Raw genomic sequence first — 16,984 nt, 5'->3', positions numbered from 1 at the left:
CATCATTATGATGTTGAAGACTGTGATTCTTCACTGATACTGGGAGCCTAATATCGCCCCCACCCGTAAAATGGGTGGTTCGGGATGCGGGCTATAAGCCCGCGTTACTAGCCAGCGTCTAAAGGCGCTGGCTTTCTCTTTGCGCCTCTCAGGAAGCAAAAGCTTCCTGAGGGCTCCGTTCAAGCCACCTTGCTTTTATCACCTGGCTGCCCCTAAAGGGGCAATTATTGGCTCAATTACCTTCGATCCGTTCCAGGCTTCGCCCCGAACGGATCCTCGTACTCCTGCCTGTTCCCAAACTTATACTTCAGATTCGCATGCCGATCGAACATCATCAGCGAGCTTTTCCCTTTCAGGTAGCCCATGAATGACGATACACGAATCTTCGGCGATATGCTCACTAGCATGTGCACATGATCTGGCATCAAATGACCTTCTATAATCTCTACGAATCTCTACGAATCTCTACGCCCTTGTATGCGCAAAGATCATGCAGGATTTGAGCCAAATCCTTCTTGTATTGATTGTAGATTATTTTTCGTCTATACTTTGGCGTAAAGACGATATGGTACTTGCACAGCCATTTGGTATGTGCAGCACTATTTGCCTTTGGCATGAAATCACCTTTCCTTTCTCAGTAGTGGCTTGGACACCTCTATTGTACGGAAAGGTGATTTCTTTGTTAAACGATTTGTCTCCACCCGCATAGCGGGTGGGTTTTTGCTTCGCAACGGTTCACTTGCTTTGCAAGCGAACCATGCTCAGCAGGCTAAAGCCAAGAGCTTCAAAAAAAAAGCTGCCGCAATACTGCGGCAGCTTTTTCTTTTTCAGTGGCATCCACTCCACCTGAACTCGCATTTGTTTTCACGCAATCATTCTTCAATCAGAATGGTCTTCTTCTCCGGCAGATTTGCCTCTGTCTTCTTCGGAATACTGAGTTTCAGGACACCCTGCTCAAACTTCGCTTTCACATCCTCTTCTTTCACATGTGCGCCCACATAGAAGCTTCTCTGCATGGAACCCGAATAGCGTTCCTGCCGAATCAGCTTTCCATCCTGATCCTTCTTCTCTTCGTCCAGCCCCTTTGCGGCACTGACCGTGAGATAACCGTTGTTCAGCTCCACCGTGAGCTCTTCTTTCTTGAAGCCCGGCAGATCAATGTCCAGCTCATAGCTGTCCTCTTTCTCATGCACATCGGTCTTCATCAACATTCTCGCGTGGCGACCGTACAACTTCCGCTCCGTCCGGTCTGCTCCTTTCAATGCCGGGAAATCAAACCAATCATCAAACAAATTCTCGCCAAACAGACTCGGTACTAACATACTCTTACCTCCTTAATTGTCCTCGACCGTAAGGTCGAAGCTGATTCAGGGGAAGGAGGGTGAACTCTCTTTTGCTTACTCTCTGTTCCTCTTTACAGTGCCCATTATACCTCTGTTGTTAGCACCGTCAATAGTTGAGTGCTAATATTATGTGAACCTTTTGTGAACGCTTTTATACCAGACTTTCAGCCACTGCCACTGCCAGAACGCCGCAGACCAGACTCGACAGCACATAGAGCAGGGCTATGGTCTGATTCCCTTTTCCGAGCAAAGTCTCTGTCTCCAGCGCAAACGAAGAGAAGGTCGTAAAACCGCCGCAAATCCCCACCTTTAGAAACAGCGTGAAGCGCGGATTGAGACTTGCTCTTGCACTCAGCGCCGCAACCAGACCGATTACAAAGGCGCCGATTACATTGATACAAAAGGTCTTTAGCGGGAACCCGTTCTGCGGATTCAGCGGCAAAAGACCGATCAGATAACGGAGCACTGCGCCGATCGCTCCGCCCATCGCTACAACGATACCATTCAGCAAAACAGACTTCCTTTCATCACAATCAAACAACACACAATTGTCGCCCGTGCGACTGTAGCTCTTATACCGTAAAGCAGTGGGGCGGCATCCCACCGGACACCGCCCCGAACATTAGGTCGGAACATTTACAGCTGATACAGCTTTGTATACTTCTCTTCGATGTAGTCGAGGAAGTAATTCACATCAAAGTCCTCGCCCGTGACCAGCTTCATGAGTTCAGGCGCGTCATAGCGGCAGCCGTACTTGTGGATGTGCTCCTTTAACCAGCCCATGACCACATCGTACTGATTGTTCTCGAGCAGCTTGTCCACATCCAGTTCCTTCCGCATGGTGTGCACGAACTGCGCCGCAAACGCCGTGCCGAGCGCATAGGTCGGGAAGTAGCCGAAGCTGCCGCCGGACCAGTGTACGTCCTGCAGGATGCCGACTTTCGCATTCGGCACATCGACACCGAGATACTCCTTGTACTTCGCGTTCCAGGTCTTGTCGAGGCCCTCGGTCGAGATGCTGCCGTTAAAGAGCCCCTTCTCGATCTCATAGCGAATCAGGACATGCAGCGGATAGGTGAGCTCATCCGCCTCGGTGCGAATAAAGGAGGGCTTGGAAGCATTGACCGCTTTCAAGAAGTCCGCAAGGCTCACATCGCCGAGCTGCTTCGGGAACTGCGCCTTGAGCTTCGGGTAGTGATAGCGCCAGAAAGCTTCGGTGCGCGCCAGATAGTTCTCGCAGAGACGGGACTGGGACTCGTGCATGCCGGAAGAAATGCCCTCCGAGAGTATCATGCCGTCGTACTTCGGATCCACATCGTGCTCATAGTACGCGTGTCCCACCTCATGCACGGTCGAGAAAATCGCCGAGACCACGCCGTTCGGAACATACTTGGTTGTGGTGCGGCAGTCGTTCTCACAAGTCCAGGAGGTAAAGGGATGCTCGGACTCGTTCTGGTAGCCCCAGGAGGGATCAAAGTGCAGGTAGCTAAGAAGCTCATTCATAAACTTCTTCTGCTCTTCGACCGGGTACTCGAGGTGCAGGAAGTCCTCGCGGATCTGCTTTGCCTGTGTCACCTTGCGGATTAACGGGACCAGACGCTCTTTCAACGCCGCAAAGAAGGCATCGTACTTTTCTTCCGTCATGCCGGGCTCAAAGTCATCCAGCATCTGATTGTAGACCGAGAGCTTGCTGTCGCGGTAGCCGTAGAGCTTCTTCTGACTCTCGATCACCTGCTTTAAATAGGGTTCAAAAATCGAATAGTCCGCCTTGGACTTTGCGAGAATCCAGGCATCAAAAGACTCGTTGCAGAGCTTCCGGTATGCCACATACTCTTCCTTCGGAATGCACATGGTGTCCATGACGCCCTTATAGTAGAGCTGCACGGCGCGCTTTGTCTCGGCATCTACCTCCGGGTCGTCCTTTAACTCCTTTAAGAGCGCAATAATCTCCGGGTCGGTCTCAAGGCTAAAGAGCTCGCCCGCGAGATACGAGGACCTCTCATCGCGGTAAGCCGCACCTGCGCTCGGCGCAACCGTCTGCTTGTCAATATCGATGATATTGAGCGCCATGCTGTAGGCAGAGCATTTGAAAATCCAATCGCGGTACTGTTTCAATTTTTCCTGTGTCGTCATAGATGCTCCTTTCGAGATAAATGTGAATTGTGTCGATGAAAATCCGAACCTTGGGTTCGAACTTGAAGCCTTAACCTTTCCCCGCCTTCGCGAGCAGCAAACTCTCTATCATGACGCCGAGTAAGGACTGCGCCGTCACGCTAAAATCAGACGCCGTGATTCTCTCGTTAAAATAGGCAACGCCGCGGTCATGGTCGAGGAAGCCGTTCCGAACCAGGTACTGTTCCGCCTCATCCAGCGTAAAGGCTGCCTCTCGTAAGTCCGCATCGGAAAAGCCGTTTGCGTAATGCACGCTCTTCATGATGCGCTTTAACTTGGTGGACGGGTAGCGCTCTCCCAGTGCAAGCCTAAGGCGGGATACCAATGCCGAGAAGTTCTGCGTCTCCGGCACAGGCGCATGAAACACGGTCTCGGGGAGGATGTGCTCCTCACAGAGGTGCCGCAACAGTCGAAGTGCCTGCATACGCAAGAGATCCGGCTCTCCCATCTTTGACTCGATATTCCGAATGAGGGAGATGTCCGCGGGGAGCCAAGGCACTGTATACAACTCGGCTTTCGTGAGCCATCGGCCGTCCTCGGCTTCCAGTAGCTTCGGCGCTCCGCCCAAAAGCTCGCACCAGAAACAATCCATGGAGAGATGAAACGCCGGGTAATCGTACTCGACGGTCTCAATTAAATCACCGATTCGGATATTCACATCGAGTTCTTCCCGAAGCTCACGTAGAAGCGCCTGCTCCGCACTCTCTCCGGACTCCACCTTTCCGCCCGGAAATTCCCACTGTCCCTTGAATTCCCCGTATCCTCTGGCTGTCGCAAATATGCTCTGTTTTTCCCGCAGCGAATCACAGATGACAGCTGCGACTACTTTGACTGTTTTCATAGCTTCAGTCTATCATGTTCTGCGCCAATAGCAAGACAGGGAGCAGGCTCATCCGACATCATGCGCTATAATACGAGCGGACGGTAGCCTCATGATTTGTTTGAAATTCGGCATTTTTAGCATTTGCCGTAATACAAGCAAATTTTTGTAATACCCCCCAGTGGTTGCCAAGAGAAAACCGAAAAAAATCGCTTCCTTGATGATTTACCAACGAGATTATTCTTGCGTCCGTAGCAGAAGAGCCCTGCAAGTTGTCATCTACAGCTTGCAGAGCTCTTCTTCTCACAGCAGCTTTTCCGTCCACTCCTCTTCTTTGAACCCCGTCAGTGCGAAGTTCTCTCCCACCAGCAGCGGCCGCTTCACCAGTATGCCGTCGGTTGCGAGCAGCGCAAACTGTTCGTCCTCGCTCATCTCTTTCAGCTTCTTGGAAAGACCCATTTCCCGGTAAGGAATGCCGCTGGTATTCCAGAAACGCTTTAGCGGCAGACCGCTCATGGCATAGTATTTGCGGAGCTCCTCTTCACTCGGGTGATTTTCTTTGATGTCAATCAACTCATACCGGATGCCCTTATCATCCAACCATTTGAGGGCCTTCTTACAGGTGCTGCAGCGGCTGTAGCAATATACGTTTAACAATGTTTTCTCCTCCATTCAAAACAATCAAGGTGGTGCGTCAGGGGGCAAGTCCATGACTCAACGCAAGCTTACAGGGAAATCGAGTGAAATTCTACCGTTGCTTTCGCAGACCGCGATAAATGTTCCGCCCGTATCGACGATCCCCCGGCTGCTCGGAGACAAGCTCTCATCTGACATCAAGCTTGACGCTGCAAAAACATAGACGGCGGCTTTCCATGAAAAACCGCCGTCTAAGAGCTCTCTATAAAGCTACGTTATGCTGCTTGCTAGACCTGGTGTTTCCGGAAGAGCATCCGAGCGAAAGCAAGGGATAAGACTGTTATGATCGCGTAGGCAATCACAATCATACAAAAGATATCGACTATAAAATGTCCCAAGCGATATGAGATAAAATAACTATACCTTGACAGTCCTGATGTAGCCATGGCAGGCAGCCAGGCATTTGTTTTGCTCAGCGAGAAAAACATCGGAATAAAAATAATCAAGACATCAAGAATGAGCACCGCAAAAGCTGATTTCATTTTTGCCGAGAATAAAAGGGTTATTGCGATCAGCCCGACTAAAACAATATAGGCAATCAGAATGATAAGCAAATCCGCCTGCGCAAAAGTCAAATTGTACGGGCTGCTGATATAGGCAATCTGCACAGGGAGCTCTCCCCCCTCTGCTCCGAAGGTCAGCAGCGGTAGAAGCAAGGCAATTACGGCGTTTACGGCAAATACAATGGTTCCGAACAGAAATGCAACAAAAATTTTTGCGCTGATAATCTTGTTCTTTCCATACCGCGTAGAGAGAATCACCGCATCCGCTCCTGATTGGTATTCACCCGCAAAAATCGGAGCAAGCACGATGCAGATGCCTACTATGCAGATAATCAGCATGTCGGCTGTTTCACCAAAGCTTGCCCAACCAAGTGCATAGCCGTACGCAAAAGGAACGGCAAGCGATAAACTCTTTTCTCTCCAATAAGTCTTTTCATCATCGCTTAAATCCTCATTGTTTTTAATCCGTTCAGCTATTGTCTCCTGTCTTGTTTCATAGAACTCGGCTCCGTTTTCAAGATTCACGGATAAGATATTCGCCGCACCGTATTCATTGTTGCTGTAGGCATTTCCGATCATATTCAGATAGGATTGCCTTGGCGCAAAATAACGATAGTATACTTCATCGGTGAACGATGTTTCTCCGCCGCGCTGGGTCATTAGATTCGCAGCATCGGAATACTTATCCTTGTATTCTCTCATAGCATCCGTGATGCGCTCTTCTGTTAAGCTTCCGTTTAAAATCTCATCGTATATCGTCTTTCGATAAGAAACAGCTTCACCGTGTGTCAGCATGGTACCGTTTGCATCCCATATCTGATATTGCAAAAACGGCAGGCTGAAAATAATCGACGTCGCAAATACACAGAAAAAAGTCACCGCTATCGTAAGTCTTTTTCTGCAGAGTTTAATCCACTCCAGTTTTATCAGTTCAAGCATTCCTTAATACCTCTCTTTCTTCTCCTGAAAGTGGTATAAGTACAAATCTTCCAATGTCGGCTCGACCGCTATTGCATCAGATTGTGGTCTCTCATCCGCTACAACCCGAATCGCAGCAAGTTCAGAGGCCGTGTGGTGCAGATTAACAATGGTGTATCTCTCATTCAGATTGCTTAAGCTCTCTTTTGTAACGGTACAGGTCCAAACTTTTCCGTCTATCTCATGCGCTAATTCCTGTGTCGAACCGGAGAGAAGAAAACTCCCCTGTTTCATCAGAAGGATATGATCGGCAATATACTCCACATCCGAAACAATGTGTGTTGATAAAATTACGATTTTATCCTTTGCAAAATCGGCAATCAGATTCCGAAAGCGAGCCCGCTCTTTTGGGTCAAGCCCTGCCGTTGGTTCATCGAGGATCAATATTTTGGGATTCCCCAAAATGGCCTGTGCAATCCCCAGACGTTGTTTCATTCCACCGGAAAAGGTCTTGATTTTCTGATCGGAAACACTCGTTAGAGAAACCAATTCAAGGAGTTGTTTTGTCTGATTTTTTGCCGCGGGTTTTGGAATCCCTTTCAGAGCGGCAATATAATGCATGAATTCTTTTGCGGTGTAATCGGGATAATAGCCGAAATTCTGGGGCAAATAGCCCAGCAACATGCGATAGTGTTCTCCCATGACGCTGATTCGGTTTCCGTTTACTGTTATCTCCCCGGAGCTCGGGGTCAGAACATCACAAATCATTCGCATCAAGGTTGTTTTCCCTGCTCCGTTTGCTCCGAGCAGTCCATACGTACCGGGGCGAAAAACCGCACTGACGTGATTGACAGCAATTTTTTCCCTATATTTCTTTGTTAAATCCTTCAACTCCAATTCCATACGAACCCTCCTCTCAAGCCGTCTGACGGAAGCAGAAGTCCCGCGTACATTTTTTAAGCAGCAAATAGCACGTAAGCACAGTTAATAGCAATGCGATCACAAAAGCCATATACCAAACCAGCATCAGGGTTGCATCATAGATTTGGGTTTCCCAGTTTGAAAGATAAAAAAATACAATCATAACCAGTCCACACCATCCGGCACAGCAATATACATTGGATCTGATTGGAAAATAATTCAGTATGAACAGACAACCAAACGCCGTGAAAAGAAAGGGAACAAACAAAAACATGAAAATATGTGGCATTTCCAATCCAAATCTGTGGGCGGTCAGAAAGCCAAGCAAAGTCACGGACAGCAAATCAAAAAGTCCTATCATTGTAATTCTAGAAATTACAGCTTGACGCAAGGTGAAACGAGTGGATAACTCAACCTCTGCAGTTTCATAGAGAAAAGCTCGGGATAGCTCTTGCGTCCAAGTCAAGAAAATCAGCGGTGTAAGCGTAGACATCACGCCGATTGCGCTTGCGGCTTCCCGCTTTCCTGTGAGCAGAGAGGCACAGATAAGCAAAATCACAAACTGAATCAGCCAAACCCGCTTTCTGATAAACAAAAACTGCGACAGGAAGAAATCAAAGAAAGAAGCACTCTCTTCCGTGTATTCGATTTTGCGCATAATAGCTCGTGCCTGCCGTATTGTCTGTTCAATCTTCTGTTCGTCCGGGGATGGAGAAATCTCGGAATAGTATTCTCTGATGCTCGATTCAAGCTCGTTTTTCAAAACCCGGAACCTCCTTTCCTAATATCTTGCCGCAAATTTTTCATTGCTGTTCTCAAACGATACATCACTGCAAATCGGCTGATTCCCAAGGTCTTCGCGATTTCATTGACCTGCAGTTCCAGGTAGTATCGCAGCAGCAAAATCTCCTGCTGGTCCTTCGGCAGCTGATTCATGTATTTGTGTAAGGTAAGCCTGTTCGCAATCTCAACTTCTTTGTCTGCCTCAACAAAGGAAATATTCTCCAGTGTTTCATCTGACAAGGGCAGCGGCTTCATCCGCTTATTCCAGTTGATACATAGATTCCGGGCAATCGTATAGAGCAGTGCTTTCGGCTTACCTCGATCAGAGTAATGAGACAGACTGTTGATAAAACACAAAAAAGTTTCTTGTGTCAAATCTTCCGCATCGGATCGCTGCTTTGTCCGCCAAAAGCAATACCTGAATATATCCGCATAATTTTCCCGAATTATTTCTTCAATGTCGTCAGCAGACAGTTCCGACAACTTCTCTTCATCTGCCACTTTTTCACCTCCTTATACTACTTAACAAATAAGCGCGGGGAAATGTGCAAACGATATCATTCTTGCATCCGTAGCAAAAGAGCCCTGCAAGCCGTAACCCACAGCTTGCAGAGCTCTTCTGCACACATAGCTCCTGTTAGGAACTTCTCACAGCAACTTTTCCGCCCACTCCTCTTCTTTGAACCCCGTCAGCGCGAAGTTCTCTTCCACCAGCAGCGGCCGCTTCACCAGCATGCCGTCCGTTGCAAGCAGCGCAAACTGCTCGTCCTCGCTCATTTCTTTCAGTTTCTTGGAAAGACCCATTTCCCGGTAAGGGATACCGCTGGTATTCCAGAAGCGCTTTAGCGGCAGACCGCTCATCGCATGGTACTTGCGGAGCTCCTCTTCGCTCGGGTGATTTTCTTTGATGTCAATCAACTCATACTTAATGCCCTTATCATCCAGCCACTTCAAGGCTTTCTTACAAGTGCTGCAACGGCTGTAGCAATATACCTTCAACATTCTTATCTTCTCCGACTTAACCATTGTTTTTCCTCACCGTCACTGTTCCGATCATACTTCTGTCTCTCCCGCCATTTTCATGTATCGCTCCAGTTGAGCAAGCATTTTGTCCAAGCTAAAGTAGCCCGCTTCTCTTGCTACTTCCGTACCATCAATCACGGCTATGACTGTCGGAACCGATAAAATCCCTTTCTGAGCCGCCTCCTCCTGATGATCTTCAATCGGGAAATAGCTATAATTCACCGTAGGATGCACCCGCTGCCATTTCTCGAGCTTGCGTCTGATTGCCACGCAAGGCGCACAGGTCTCCGAGCCGTATTGCTTCACTTCAATTCTCATACTATGCCTCCTTGTAGATATCGCATTCTTTTTCTCTGCAGCTGCCGATAGCCTTCCGGCATACCCCAATTCTTTTCGCAATACTCCCGCAGCACTCCCTAATTCACCTCATACCGCAACGGGATACTGTAAAGGTCAAACTGCTCTCATGTAAGATTGGGCGATGTGCCTTTCGGTGGCTTCATTCCTTAAAATACCTTGACGCTCAAGAAAACTATTTGACACTCAAGAACACTGAATGAAGCGATATTTCCCTTTCCCCTGACCGCTAACCGCTTCAACAATGCCGCTCTTTCGCAGTTTCATCAGAAGCTCAGACGCTCCGGAAGTTTTTAAATCAAGCACCTTCATAACTTCTGTCCGTCCGAAAATCTCTCCCTCCGGGAATGCTTCCCGGAGTTTCCGTATGTGCCCGGCTGTTTTTGGCAAAAAACCGGATATAATAGTCGATTTCGCCGCTCCAATGTCCGGTTTTATCTTGTCAATGCCCGGTTTTTTCGTTTCAATATCCGGTTTTTTCGTCCCAATGTCCGGTTTTTTCGTCCCAATGTCCGGTTTCATTGCCTCGTCGTTTGACCAACTGATATGCAAGGTCCGGTTCCGAAGCGGATGATGCTCATTCAACAAAAGGTTGCGCAAAAAGAGTTCCAAAAACGCTGTCGTCTCATGAATTCCTTTTTTTAGGTCGTTATAATTTGCCCGGACAAGCGCATTCCGAAAATACCACGCATTTTCGGCAAAAACGTCATTCGTAGTCTCAAACCCTAAGCTCCTCAGATATTTGATAAAGAATACCGCCGTTACCCTGGTGTTTCCCTCTCCGAATATATGAATTTGCCAGAGCCTCGAAAGAAATACCGCGAGATGGTGAATCATCTCATCCAGCGACAGCCCCTTGTACGAAAAGTTTCTTTCTTCGGAAAAATCATAGTCCAAGGTTGCTCTCAGTTCCGTTGCGCTGCCGTAAAGAACGCTTGCTCCGTCAAGAACCCACTCCTGTTTGGTAATGTTATAGTCCCTGAGGCGTCCCGCATGCGAATAAATTCCCGCAAATAATTTTCGGTGGATTGAAATGTATTCCTGCGGTGTAAAACTGAACGCTTTTTCCGAAAGAAGCTCCGCAATTCTGATAGAAACCTTATCCGCCTCCTCCGTGCGATCTTCAAAATCACTCGATGGATGCGCTTCATAATAGCTCTGTAACAGGGCATTGGCCTCTTGAAAGGTTATCTCGCCTTCAATATTGCGGACAGCCGTATGCAACAAATAGTCGGAGGTTTTTAGTCCGTCTACTGCCTGTAGACCGATTCCGGTTCGCCATGCATAGCCCTTTTTGCGTTTGTCCGGCTCGGAATCCCGCATATATTCTTGAAACGGATCCTGGTTCACAGCCCTTCACCTCCCTCACAAAAACCAAATGAGTACCTATTCCTCGATTCGATAAATCCGATTCCCGCGATTCCAAAGATACAGAATTGCGGATACCGGTGCTTTTTCCGCTTCCCAGAGCCACCCGCTATAAGTGGTCGTATTGCCGAAATAGCCCTCGCTCATGATTTCAAATTCCGCATTCCCATATACATCCATAAACTCCCGCAGAGAGAGGGCTCTCCCGGTAAAGCGCCCTCTCCCAGCGTTTTATTGAATATCAGCGCGCGGCACAAGTCCAAGTCACAAGCTTCAAAACGAAATTCACCCGGGCAATCTACCTCTTCGCCTTCGACACATCGAAATATACGGTCGAGCTTAAACGTCAGAATTTTATTATGGAACTTGATTGCCTTTACCCGGCTGCTCTGAAGGCTGAAATCGGTATTCCAAGCTCTATCTTGTATAAAGTCCATTCTCTTCCTCTGTTATCGCCCTCTGTGCTTCTCTTTTCGCTTCTGCTGTTTTAACAGAAACAGGCGCTCCGCTTTTGCCTGCTTTTCCTCTCTGTTCTTTTTTCTGCCTTCCAGGCGCTTCGCTTCATGCTGCAGTTTTAGCGCCTGCTGTGACTTTGTCCCGATTCCGACCTGTTGCATTTGCCTCTTCGCGTCACGCTGTGCTGTCTTCGGGTTCTTCTTTGCTTCCCTTCGTTCCGTCGGCACAGACTGACTGAAACGCAGCTCATAAAAATGTCTTTGTACGAAACCGGCGATTTCATAGTCCTTGGGTTCTGCCCCGAAGGTGATTTTTGCTGCCGACAAATGTCCACCCGCAATCCGCTCAAATACGCCAACCCAAAACGGATTTTCAAAATAAACCGTCAGTTTGACAACTACTTTGTCCATGATAATCCCTCCTAAGATTCAATCCACGAACAAAGAACGGACAACCCGGAGGGCAGGTTACTTACCACGGCTACGCCGTGACGGCCGGGCTACCTACCGGCTCTGGCATACATTGCTGTACGCGTTGCGTTTTTATCTTTGTTTTTTTCACCTTCGCGAAGCAAAAGGTATAATTCCCATATATCTCAAACAGGTAAGAGCAGAGTACGGTTCAACCGTATGAAACAGCCGGTCATCTTCGATACCACCGCAGACTGCATCGTAATCAGAACTATCCTTCCCACTTCTGCAAGCAAGTATGAATTCAAGCCACTCTTCCGAATATGTGCCAAATTGTAGCACTTTGAGCCGCTGATATAAATACTCAAACTTCCCGCACCATTTTACTGCTTGCTCACGAATCGACGTCAGGTAAAATCCTTTTCCAAAGTCTAAATTCGGTCGCGAGTGCAGTAAATCCGGGCTTTCGATTGCAAAGTAAGATGACTTCCAGAATATCATTCACAATATATTCTTTACTTTGTGTGTGTAGCATCTCATATTCCGACACCATACTTCTACACCCCTTCTCCGGCGGTGCCACCTTCTCCGCAATGTATGTATGTAACTCTCTATAACAGCTGCTGATTCTAAATAATAATGCTAAAACAATGGCAAAGAGAAATCTCGCCGGAGATGACGGTTCTAAACCTGAGCGCGGGATAGCAAGCAAAGCACTCCGTTTGCCAATATTAATAGGTGTAGCACAATATGATAGAAATCCGGTATCAAGCGTTTATCACTCATGGGAATGAGTCTTACTGTTCCTTGGAAGCATTCATTGTAGCCTTTCAGTTTTTGCGCGGAAGCTCCAAAGACGGTGTAGTACCAATGGCAAAAAAACTGGATTACAAACCACAACGCGAGGATCGCGAACAAAATCCATTTGCCGATGGGTTGAAAAAAGTGATAGCCAATCAACCCCATGCTGTACAGGCAAAGCATGGCAAACTCTGCACTCTTGATCCCCATTCCTTCCACAAGAATTCGTTTCCCGAAGCGCCATGTAATCGTACATCCCAGAAACCATATCCAAAGCAACAATTGCACGAATGTCGTTACTGTCATTCTCATTGATATAGCTCCTTTTGCAGCCATTCTATTTCTCCTGTCAAAACAACAGGAATCTCCAAAAACACATTACCGTTTTCAGAAATCAATGCCTTGCTCTCTCGAGCATCGTCACCGTCTCCACAGGGCTCGATACGTCCGCTTTTATGTCAGCGACCTCCGGCATTCGTGGGAACAAGTCCAACTGAATACATCAGAACATATCCATAATTTTCCCGTTTACTTCAAGTCTGCTTGCTCGCGGGAACGCATCTACCGTTTTCTGAAACCCGCATGAAATGGAACTTTTCGAGAATCTTCCTTGTGCTTTCCCGAATAATCTCATGGATCTCGTCAGCATCAATCACGCTCATCATAGTATTGTGATCGTCTACAAATCTTCGTGCGCCACGAGTCACATGCCCTGTAGTCACCAAAATTGATTTGTTGATTCTGTCAGAGAATTGAACTCTACCCCATCTTTTACATTCAATGTAAAAGACTATCGGTTTGCCCATTGCATACTTCATAGCAATTATATCACTCCTCCTGTCTCTTGTCGGCTGTTTTAATTTTGTTTCAAAGCCTTCATCCTGAAACAGGCGCCCAATAACCTCTTCAAATTCACGAGAAAAACTATTGTAAATTAGCTCTCGGTCTTAAGCTATATCCATAATGTGTTGTTTCATACGAGAATACTTCGGATAGGCGTTATCCGAATCAAAGATCACTGTTTTCGAAGACCTTTTCACTGTGGACTTCAAATCCGAAATCACAATCGACATCTAGGCATAAAACAAGGCCCCCTTACTACCGCTGATGGCAGTAAAGGAGCCTTCTTAATCTTTTTAAAGCACACAATTATTCTATCCCGGTTAATACTTCGCGAATATCCCCATTGATACAGACGCTTCTTTTCTCAAGCTCACCCGGACAGAACGCCTCTCCGTAATTGATGCAGGCATAAACCGCTTTCTCGTTGGCAAGCGTCATCTGCCAGAACGGATATTTTATAATGACAGGTGTGTTAGCCCCCACGCCAAGCTCCAGATACAATACATGTAGGTTTTCGTGTCTGCGAAGGAAATCGGAATAGGCTGCCGACGCCTTATGCCAGCCCTCATCTTCCACGAAAGAATCATCCGCACGGAGGTTCATCACAACATCAGAACCATCATCCGGGCACTTTGGAATCAGCTCAGTCGGAATTCGCATAGCGATACCGCCGTCCTCCGGCACTTGGAACACGCCGCTTTCATCCCTTAAAAACCCCTGCGCTTCCATCGCTTTCGTGACCCATTCTTCATTGTCATAGGTTTTCTGTATATGTGGATTGATGCTCTGGAAAAGTCCATAGTCTCCTTGGGTGTAAAACAGACGCTTTTTATCAAAGCCTGCTCTCTGAAACCGGTGATCAACGTTCGTTGTAACAACAAAATAATCCTTATCTTTCACAAGTGAGAGCAGTTCCTGATAGACAGGCTTCGGCGCATCAATATATCGGTTGAAATAGATATGCCTTGCCCACCACGCCCAGCGTGTTTCTTCATCGGGGAACGGATAGAAACCGCCGGAATACATATCCCGAATGCCGTACTTCCTTGCAAAGTCAAAGAAGTACCTTTCAAAGCGCTCTCCGCTATAGGTCAGTCCGGCGGAAGTGGAAAGTCCGGCACCCGCTCCGATCACTATAGCATCTGCCGCTTCGATTTCTTTCTTTAATTCGGAGATTCGTTCCTCCCTAGAGCCTGTTCCGAATGACATATTTCCGCTGAAATATCTCACTGTGCCAAGTCCCTTCCAGATGCTATCCTGATATCCGTTCGGCAGTTCATTGTATAAGTTCTTCATAGTATTTTTTGTCCTCATCCTTAAAAACATTGAAGATCACCCTATCCATCACGCCTGGATTATCCGCCATCCATTTTTCCACCGTATTGACTGCGATTTCCGCAGCTCGTTTATTCGGGAAATGAAATACGCCTGTGGAAATACAGCAGAACGCCACACTTTTCAGTCCGTTCTCCCTGCACATATCGAGCGTATTTTGATAGCAGTCGGCTAGGTCTTTTTCCAAGTCCGGCGTCAGCTGATTCTGCACGATCGGTCCCACAATGTGAATGACTTTTTTCGCCGGAAGGTTATAGGCATCTGTCAGCATGGGAACGGCGGTCGGCTGTTCATAATTTTTGCCGTATCTAATCCGCAGTTGATTCATCTGCCGATTGCACTCGGCTCTAAGCTGAACTCCGGCAAAGCTGTGAATGCAGTTATCAATGCAGCTGTGCATAGGAACAAAGCATCCAAGCATCTGAGAGTTGGCCGCATTGACTATGGCGTCTACCGCAAGCCTTGTGATGTCACCCTGCCAGACGGAAAGCTCATCCCTGATAACCGAGATGTCGGAAAGATGTACTATGCCTTTTTCTTCGGCTCTGCTTCTGAGGTATTCATCTTGAACCGCAAGCACATCTCTCGACAGCAGCCTCGGCATACGGATGTTCATCAGCGAACGCAGAATTCTCTGCTTTTCCTCCGTATCTCCCGGCAGCTGTAACTCTTTATATTCAGCGGAATCAGCCTTGAACGCCTCCAAAAGATAGTCAAGCCGCTGCTCCTGCGTTATTTTCTCACTCATACGATTACCTTCTTTCTACCGCACTGATCGGACAGGCAGTCAGGCAATTCCCGCAATGCAGGCAATGTTCCTGTTCGATCACATAAGGAAGGCCGTCGGTAAGAATGCCATTCTGCGGACAGACCGCCGCACAACTTCCGCATCCGATACAGGCATCGGCAATGAAAAATCCTTCCTGCTTCTTTTCCGCTCCGCCGAAGGTAAAGCTGTCCCGCTCTATGGGCTTTTTTGACAGGTCAAACCACTCGCCGCTGCCTTCGTAAATCTGAAAAACCGTCAGTGCTTTCATTGACTCTTCCGTAGGGTATATTTCATGCATATATGGATTCTTGCCGAACAGTTCCGGAATCTTAGCATATCCAAGCTCCCTGACCTTACCGCGAACCGACACGGCAACGCTTGACATGGTATCTTCGCCTTTCATCGCTGTGAAGGCTATGAAAGGCCGCTTCATGAGCCTGCCATAGAATCCTTTTCCCTTTGCGGTCAAAAAGTACAGACTGTCCCCGTCTGTATCCATCATATCAATGGCTGCAGTGACGGGGAGTCCCTCATCGTCCACTGTTGCGACAACAGCCGTGTGTATTTCCTTAACCACATAGCTCAGATAATCTTTTGCCTTCATAATCAGCATCTCCCTTGAAACAGGCTTCTTTTTCAAGAATTTCCTGCATTCCCGTTCGCAGATCCTCTATCGTGTATTTCTTCATTTGACGAGAGCCATTGCCGTTTCCATGTTTGTCATGGGAGTATCCTCCTTTGAATTCCGGGATTGATGTTTTGATGTAATTGACTTGTTTTCATCTTGTGGGCTTACTATAGCGCGCCGTAGATATAATGTCAATGATTACATCTAAAATTTTCAAAAAAAATTCCCGGCTGCAAATTGCACATCCGGAAATCTGTCTTTTATATGACATTCAAGCCGCTAACGCAACCCTCTGACATCGAAACGGCCTACTCAACCCGCCAAACATTAGCTTTGCTATGTTCCCACCTGGAAATTTTTGCGGCCATTTCGCTCATTGCCGCTGACTGCCTAATACCTTTGACATCAAGACTACCGTCGCAACATGGCACGATTGCTTCATCTTGATGTCGAGTGTGTAGCCAGATTTGCGTTCGTTCGCGGGAATTGGTCAAAGCGTGTTTTGGTCTGAAAACATACCGATTTTTGCCCTTGTACGTTCGCGGAAACAGGTCAAAGACCTTGCTTCTACCTATAATATACAAATATACAAAACCACAGATTTGCCGACCGTTTCAAGACCTCGCTCAAACGGAACAAGTCGAAAACCCCATCGTCTCAACCTTAATTCTTCCCGTGACAGAATTTGTACTTTTTTCCACTTCCGCATGGACATGAATCATTACGTCCTATCTTCTTTGGCCAGTTTGCTCTTTCCTGAACCATAAGTGGAATTTTGCCATTATACATAAGAGAAAGTTCTCTTAGTCGATACAGGTATTCTGAAACACCCAATAAG

At 47.4% G+C, this 16,984-nt stretch carries 20 protein-coding genes and 2 pseudogenes; all 22 read right to left on the bottom strand.

Annotation, left to right across the window (positions count from 1 at the left end):
- Positions 1-284: 284 nt before the first annotated feature.
- Positions 285-616 (bottom strand): annotated as a pseudogene (gene tnpA / locus ACO4XG_RS10565) (IS200/IS605 family transposase); the annotation flags it as partial.
- Positions 617-872: 256 nt separating this feature from the next.
- Positions 873-1,322 carry an Hsp20/alpha crystallin family protein gene (locus ACO4XG_RS10560; RefSeq protein WP_308508933.1) on the bottom strand — a complete coding sequence of 150 codons (450 nt, stop codon included), beginning with the start codon at positions 1,320-1,322 and terminating at the stop codon, positions 873-875.
- A 172-nt stretch (positions 1,323-1,494) separates the two neighbouring features.
- Positions 1,495-1,854, bottom strand: coding sequence for a fluoride efflux transporter CrcB (gene crcB / locus ACO4XG_RS10555; RefSeq protein ID WP_308508932.1), 360 nt, complete (start codon positions 1,852-1,854; stop codon positions 1,495-1,497).
- Positions 1,855-1,979: 125 nt separating this feature from the next.
- Positions 1,980-3,476 carry a carboxypeptidase M32 gene (locus ACO4XG_RS10550; protein WP_308508931.1) on the bottom strand — a complete coding sequence of 499 codons (1,497 nt, stop codon included), beginning with the start codon at positions 3,474-3,476 and terminating at the stop codon, positions 1,980-1,982.
- Positions 3,477-3,546: 70 nt separating this feature from the next.
- Positions 3,547-4,356, bottom strand: coding sequence for a (deoxy)nucleoside triphosphate pyrophosphohydrolase (locus ACO4XG_RS10545; protein WP_330670151.1), 810 nt, complete (start codon positions 4,354-4,356; stop codon positions 3,547-3,549).
- 282 nt (positions 4,357-4,638) lie between these two features.
- Positions 4,639-5,007: an arsenate reductase family protein gene (locus tag ACO4XG_RS10540; protein WP_308508930.1), complete on the bottom strand. Its 369-nt coding sequence runs from the start codon at positions 5,005-5,007 to the stop codon at positions 4,639-4,641.
- Between the two features lie 251 nt (positions 5,008-5,258).
- A complete protein-coding gene (locus ACO4XG_RS10535; RefSeq protein ID WP_308508929.1) occupies positions 5,259-6,473 on the bottom strand; it encodes an ABC transporter permease subunit in 1,215 nt (404 codons plus the stop codon).
- A 3-nt stretch (positions 6,474-6,476) separates the two neighbouring features.
- Positions 6,477-7,355 carry an ABC transporter ATP-binding protein gene (locus ACO4XG_RS10530; protein ID WP_308508928.1) on the bottom strand — a complete coding sequence of 293 codons (879 nt, stop codon included), beginning with the start codon at positions 7,353-7,355 and terminating at the stop codon, positions 6,477-6,479.
- A gap of 13 nt (positions 7,356-7,368) precedes the next feature.
- A complete protein-coding gene (locus tag ACO4XG_RS10525) occupies positions 7,369-8,136 on the bottom strand; it encodes a hypothetical protein (protein WP_308508927.1) in 768 nt (255 codons plus the stop codon).
- A complete protein-coding gene (locus ACO4XG_RS10520) occupies positions 8,133-8,657 on the bottom strand; it encodes an RNA polymerase sigma factor (RefSeq protein WP_308508926.1) in 525 nt (174 codons plus the stop codon). The genes ACO4XG_RS10525 and ACO4XG_RS10520 overlap by 4 nt, the downstream gene beginning before the upstream one ends.
- 147 nt (positions 8,658-8,804) lie before the next feature.
- Positions 8,805-9,158, bottom strand: a complete 354-nt coding sequence (locus ACO4XG_RS10515; RefSeq protein WP_308508925.1) for an arsenate reductase family protein — start codon at positions 9,156-9,158, stop codon at positions 8,805-8,807.
- Positions 9,159-9,209: 51 nt separating this feature from the next.
- A complete protein-coding gene (locus tag ACO4XG_RS10510; RefSeq protein ID WP_308508924.1) occupies positions 9,210-9,497 on the bottom strand; it encodes a thioredoxin family protein in 288 nt (95 codons plus the stop codon).
- A gap of 225 nt (positions 9,498-9,722) precedes the next feature.
- Positions 9,723-10,886: a Fic family protein gene (locus tag ACO4XG_RS10505; RefSeq protein ID WP_308508923.1), complete on the bottom strand. Its 1,164-nt coding sequence runs from the start codon at positions 10,884-10,886 to the stop codon at positions 9,723-9,725.
- A gap of 36 nt (positions 10,887-10,922) precedes the next feature.
- Positions 10,923-11,084, bottom strand: coding sequence for a hypothetical protein (locus ACO4XG_RS10500; protein ID WP_308508922.1), 162 nt, complete (start codon positions 11,082-11,084; stop codon positions 10,923-10,925).
- Between the two features lie 269 nt (positions 11,085-11,353).
- A complete protein-coding gene (locus ACO4XG_RS10495) occupies positions 11,354-11,770 on the bottom strand; it encodes a YjdF family protein (RefSeq protein WP_308508921.1) in 417 nt (138 codons plus the stop codon).
- Positions 11,771-11,917: 147 nt separating this feature from the next.
- Positions 11,918-12,271, bottom strand: coding sequence for a DUF3990 domain-containing protein (locus ACO4XG_RS10490; protein ID WP_308508920.1), 354 nt, complete (start codon positions 12,269-12,271; stop codon positions 11,918-11,920).
- 183 nt (positions 12,272-12,454) lie between these two features.
- The gene (locus ACO4XG_RS10485; protein ID WP_308508919.1) at positions 12,455-12,907 is read right to left on the bottom strand and encodes a hypothetical protein; all 453 of its coding nucleotides are present in this window, start codon (positions 12,905-12,907) and stop codon (positions 12,455-12,457) included.
- Between the two features lie 197 nt (positions 12,908-13,104).
- Positions 13,105-13,506, bottom strand: coding sequence for a restriction endonuclease (locus ACO4XG_RS10480; protein WP_485129730.1), 402 nt, complete (start codon positions 13,504-13,506; stop codon positions 13,105-13,107).
- A gap of 214 nt (positions 13,507-13,720) precedes the next feature.
- The gene (locus ACO4XG_RS10475) at positions 13,721-14,710 is read right to left on the bottom strand and encodes an SIR2 family NAD-dependent protein deacylase (protein WP_308508918.1); all 990 of its coding nucleotides are present in this window, start codon (positions 14,708-14,710) and stop codon (positions 13,721-13,723) included.
- Complete coding sequence (locus ACO4XG_RS10470; protein WP_308508917.1) at positions 14,691-15,497, bottom strand: protein-ADP-ribose hydrolase; 807 nt, start codon at positions 15,495-15,497, stop codon at positions 14,691-14,693. The genes ACO4XG_RS10475 and ACO4XG_RS10470 overlap by 20 nt, the downstream gene beginning before the upstream one ends.
- Before the next feature lie 4 nt (positions 15,498-15,501).
- A complete protein-coding gene (locus ACO4XG_RS10465) occupies positions 15,502-16,122 on the bottom strand; it encodes a 4Fe-4S binding protein (protein ID WP_308508916.1) in 621 nt (206 codons plus the stop codon).
- A 687-nt stretch (positions 16,123-16,809) separates the two neighbouring features.
- Positions 16,810-16,884, bottom strand: a pseudogene (locus tag ACO4XG_RS10460) (SEC-C metal-binding domain-containing protein); the annotation flags it as partial.
- Positions 16,885-16,984 lie beyond the last annotated feature (100 nt).

Source organism: Stomatobaculum sp., assembly GCF_057248925.1.
Note: the sequence above shows the minus strand (reverse complement) of the source record. Positions and strands in the feature narration are given on the sequence as shown.